At 33.0% G+C, this 3,683-nt stretch carries 5 protein-coding genes; 1 reads left to right on the top strand and 4 read right to left on the bottom strand.

What is annotated here, in order from left to right:
• Positions 1–78 precede the first annotated feature (78 nt).
• A complete protein-coding gene (locus HG1285_RS05410) occupies positions 79–699 on the top strand; it encodes an efflux RND transporter permease subunit (protein WP_232219505.1) in 621 nt (206 codons plus the stop codon).
• Positions 700–741: 42 nt separating this feature from the next.
• Here HG1285_RS05410 and HG1285_RS05405 read toward each other — a convergent pair whose 3' ends face one another.
• The 4 genes from HG1285_RS05405 to HG1285_RS05390 form a co-directional block, all read right to left on the bottom strand.
• On the bottom strand, positions 742–1,062 hold the full coding sequence (locus HG1285_RS05405) for a VanZ family protein (RefSeq protein ID WP_008288403.1): 321 nt from the start codon (positions 1,060–1,062) through the stop codon (positions 742–744).
• Complete coding sequence (gene gmk, locus HG1285_RS05400; RefSeq protein ID WP_008288404.1) at positions 1,055–1,675, bottom strand: guanylate kinase; 621 nt, start codon at positions 1,673–1,675, stop codon at positions 1,055–1,057. The genes HG1285_RS05405 and gmk overlap by 8 nt, the downstream gene beginning before the upstream one ends.
• Entirely contained in the window at positions 1,675–3,165 is a 1,491-nt protein-coding gene (locus HG1285_RS05395; RefSeq protein ID WP_008288405.1) for an NADH-quinone oxidoreductase subunit N, read from the bottom strand. The genes gmk and HG1285_RS05395 overlap by 1 nt, the downstream gene beginning before the upstream one ends.
• Before the next feature lie 3 nt (positions 3,166–3,168).
• A partial coding sequence (locus tag HG1285_RS05390; RefSeq protein ID WP_008288406.1) for a proton-conducting transporter membrane subunit occupies positions 3,169–3,683 on the bottom strand: 515 nt, incomplete at its 5' end.

Genomic DNA, 3,683 nt, shown 5'->3' on the forward strand with positions numbered 1-3,683 from the left:
TGCAGAAGTTAAAGTAGTTCCGGGATTTTCAAGATTAGACACGAAAACGGATTAAGATATGCATTAGTCCAGCTTAACATAGAAGGTAGAGACCTTGGAGGGTTTATAAAAGAACTTCGAGAAAACATAAAAAAAGAAATCAAAATGCCAGAAGGATACTTTGTAGAATTTGCTGGGCAGTTTGAAAATCAGGAAAGGGCAATGAAAAAGCTTTCTGTAGTTGTTCCAATAGCTATTTTATTAATATTCTTACTACTATTTATCAACTATAACTCTGTAAAAGATGCACTAATCATAATGCTAAACGTTCCTTTTGCTACAATTGGAGGAATCATAGCCCTTTACTTATCCGGATTTAACTTATCAGTTCCAGCTGCAATAGGATTTATTGCAGTATTTGGTATTGCAACCCTAAACGGAGTAGTTTTAGTTTCTTATATCAGACAAATGCTTGAGGAAGGTTTTAATATTGGAGAGGCTATATCCAAGGCAACAAGACTTAGACTTAGACCTATATTAATCACAGCTACCGCTGCATCACTTGGTCTTGTCCCAATACTATTTACAAACGATATAGGTTCAGAGATACAAAAGCCAATAGCAGTTGTTGTTATAGGAGGTATATTTACGTCTACATTTTTAACATTGATACTTCTACCAATTGTTTATAAGTTTGCTTATAGATTTGGTAAATTTTAATTTTAAGCCCCAATAACGGGGCTTAATTGGTATATTATTTTTTTAATCCTTATGTTTTGAAAGTTCAAAAGTAAACAGCATAAACACACCTGATAGTATACCTAAAAAATCTGCTATTAAATCTGGAATTTCTCCACTTCTATAAGGCAAAAAGTACTGCACTCCTTCTATAAAGATTCCAAAAAGTAAAGATAGGACTATAGTCTCAAAATATCCTTTTTTATAAGATAGTTTTAAAAGTACAGGATAAATAAAAAATGCAATAAAATGATTTAGTTTGTCAGAAGTTGGCGTTTCAGGCACAGGGTAAAATGATAAAAAAGCAACTACTAAAGTATAAATCCAAAATGTAATTTTAAGCATTTTCCATCAATTTTCTGAGCTCGTTATCTTTAATAACAAAAATCTCAAACCTTTCAGTTTTATTTTTTTGAGCCAGTATTATAGTTTTAATTTTTTCTTTTGCATCTTCTAAAATATCATTAATTACAATGTAATCATACTCTTTCCATGCAGGAAATTCTTTTTTAGCTGTTTCAAGTCTTTTTTGTATCTCCTCAGGAGAATCTCCCCTTTTTTTCATCCTATTTACAAGTTCTTCAATTGAAGGAGGAATTAAAAATATAGTTGTTAAAGGTCTAATCTTTCCTTTTATCTGTCTCATTCCCTGTACATCTATTACTAAAATTACATCTTTCCCTTCATTTAAAAGCTTTTCAACTTCTTCTTTTGGAGTTCCGTAATAATTCCCGTGTACAACTGCATACTCTAAAAATTTCCCTTCTTTTATACCTTGTTCAAACTCTTCTTTAGAAAGGAATATGTAATCTTTTCCGTTTACCTCACCTTCTCTTGGATTTCTTGTTGTGCAGGTAATAACCCTTGTAAGATTTGGAATCTCTTTTAAGAGAAGATTGGTGATGGTTGTTTTACCACCACCGGCCGGAGCAGATAATATAAAAAGTTCTCCTTTCATTATCTACCAATACCGGCAATTAAAAGGGAGCTCATTTGTGTAGATATTCCCCAGAATACTGTTGGATATACTCCAAGTATTAAAACAATAACTGCCATTAAAATTAGGATTGATTTTTCTACGCCGTTTATATTAAACGATATATTTTTAATAGGGTCATACATATACATTACAGAAACAACCCTTAAATAATAACCTGCAGATACAATACTCATTATTACTAAGACAACAGCAAGCCACCATATATCAGAACCGATTAAAGCTAAAAACACTCCAAGTTTTCCAAAAAATCCAACTGTTGGAGGAATTCCAAGAAGAGAGAACATGAAAACAAGCATTACAATTGCAATTAATGGACTTCTTTTTGCAAGCCCTTTAAAGTCATCAAATGTATTGTTCCAGCCTTCTGTTTTTTCTAAAAATGTTAAAACTGCAAATGCTCCAATAGACATAAAAATATAAACAAGTGTGTAGAATATAAACGCTGCAAAACCCATACCAGTTGGAGCAGCAAGGGCTGCAGTTATGTATCCTGTATGTGCAACTGATGAATAAGCAAGCATTCTTTTAATGTTTTTCTGTCTTAATGCTATAAAGTTTCCTACTATCATAGACAGAGCTGCAAGTATAGACCATACAAGCGCCCAGTCTTTTGAGATAAATGGAAAAGCTTCAACCATAACCCTTAAAATAAGTGCAAAAGTAGCAACTTTTACAGCGACAGCCATAAAAGTAGTTATAGGTGTGGGAGCTCCTTCATAAGCGTCTGGTGCCCAGTGGTGTAAAGGTACTGCGGCAGCTTTTAATGCCAGCCCAAGAACAAGTAAAATCATACCTGATACAAGCCCAATATTTGCGTCGTTTAATGCCACCTGTGCTATTTCCATAAAATCAAAAGTGCCTGTTGCACCATATAAAAGTGCAATTGCATAACTTATTACAGCTGTTCCTGCACCACCTATTATTAAGTATTTAAAAGCACCTTCTTTTGATTTGTAATCAAAATCTTTGAATTTTTTATTTTTAGTTTTAAACATACCAACAAGTATGTATGTAGTAATAGAAGAAAGCTCAAGACCAACATAAAATGTAAATAAGTTAGGAGAAGAAACCATTATCATCATACCAAGAAGAGCAAAAAGAGTAAGATAGTAAAACTCTCCAAAGTAAATGTCCTTGCTTTCAAAATATCTTCTGTATGTTGCAACAATTATTATTGTTGAAATAAGAAGGAAGAGTTTAAATAAAAGAGAAAAACCATCTACAACATAAAGACCGTAGAGAGTAAGGTCTCCCTGTTTTATAGTAAAAATACTTAAAAGAGAAAGTAAAAGACCTATAACTGTTGTAGCACTAATTAATATTCTATTTTTTGTAAATAGTTCTTCAAAAAATACTATAAATGCTGTAATTAAAATTATTATCTCAGGTATTAAAACTGTAAAATTTGGAACTCCAACTGCAGATACAAGCTGCTCTATAATTGACATCCCTTATCCTCCTATAAACTTTGAAAGAATGGAAAGTGAAGTTGTATTTATAAGGTCAACCCACCATTTAGGGTAAATTCCTATTGCAAACATTAAAATTATAAGTGGAAGGAAAGATAAAAATTCTGAAGCAGTCATATCTTTAGTGTTTCTCCACTTGTGAATAATCTTACCGTCTATTAGTTCTTCCATAAACATTGTTTTGTGATAAAGTCTGAGTGTATATCCAGCACCAACGACAAGAGCCACACCTGCAGCGGCAGCAAACCATACATTTGTTTTAAATGTTCCAAGAAGTGATAAAAACTCACCTACAAAACCAGAAAGCCCAGGAAGACCAACTGATGCCATTGCGGATATCATGAAGAACGTTGCAAAAACCGGCACATATTTTGCCATACCGCCTAAATCTTTAAGCATGTAAGAATGTGACCTTTCATATATCCATCCTGCAGCAAGGAAAGCGCAGCTGATGTTAAACCGTGAGAAATCATTGTAATAATTGCACCGTTCATTCC

The sequence above is a fragment of the Hydrogenivirga sp. 128-5-R1-1 genome, from assembly GCF_000171895.1.